Origin of the sequence: Mesorhizobium sp. M7A.F.Ca.CA.001.08.2.1 (assembly GCF_003998455.1) — a bacterium.
GTDB lineage: Bacteria > Pseudomonadota > Alphaproteobacteria > Rhizobiales > Rhizobiaceae > Mesorhizobium > Mesorhizobium ciceri.
The window spans coordinates 1-593 of sequence record NZ_RZPW01001401.1 but is presented as its reverse complement, the minus strand read 5'-3'; the positions used below and the strand labels follow the sequence as shown (position 1 = coordinate 593).

The following is a 593-nucleotide window of genomic DNA, read 5'->3' as shown; positions in this document are numbered from 1 at the left end:
GCCATGCGACGCATAGGCGTCCAAAACCGTGATCTCGCTTTCGCGCTTCGAGCGTCCATAGGCGCATTGTGGAGCAGGAAGCGTGTCCTCGTCGATCGTTGCGCTGACGTGCGCGCCGATCACCGCCCGGATTGAGGAGAGATGAATGAAACGTCCGCTTATCTGGGCCGCCGCTGCATGCGCCAGCCTTGCGCTCAGTTCCACATTGGCCGCCTGGTAATCGGCTTCGGTTGCATTTCCCCGATCATTGTTGAGGCCAGCGCAATGAACGACGTCAGTCATATGCCGGGTCAGTTCCAGGAAGGCGGCGGCCGGCGCATCGAAGCCGGGCATCGGCACAGTCTCGTTCTCCGAACCAAGCCTCTCGGGATGGCGGGAGGCGAGGCGAAGCTCGACACCGGCTTCGCGAAGGTGGCGCACGACAAGACGCCCGATGAAACCTGTCGCGCCCGTGACCAGAACCTTCATGGCCTTGCCCGAGAAAGGTCTTGCGTGACTGGTGCAAGTGCCGGCTCGTCCAGCAAAGGAACATGACGTCCGGAGGCGAGATATGTTCCGCTCACCAGGAAGAACATCAGGACCGAGTCCAGAGT

Annotated in this window: 1 protein-coding gene; it reads right to left on the bottom strand. The window is 61.4% G+C overall.

Translation table 11 applies throughout. From position 1 onward, the window contains the following. On the bottom strand, window positions 1-468 hold a 468-nt coding region (locus EN914_RS37650; RefSeq protein WP_127389794.1), incomplete at its 3' end, for an NAD-dependent epimerase/dehydratase family protein. Window positions 469-593: the final 125 nt, after the last annotated feature.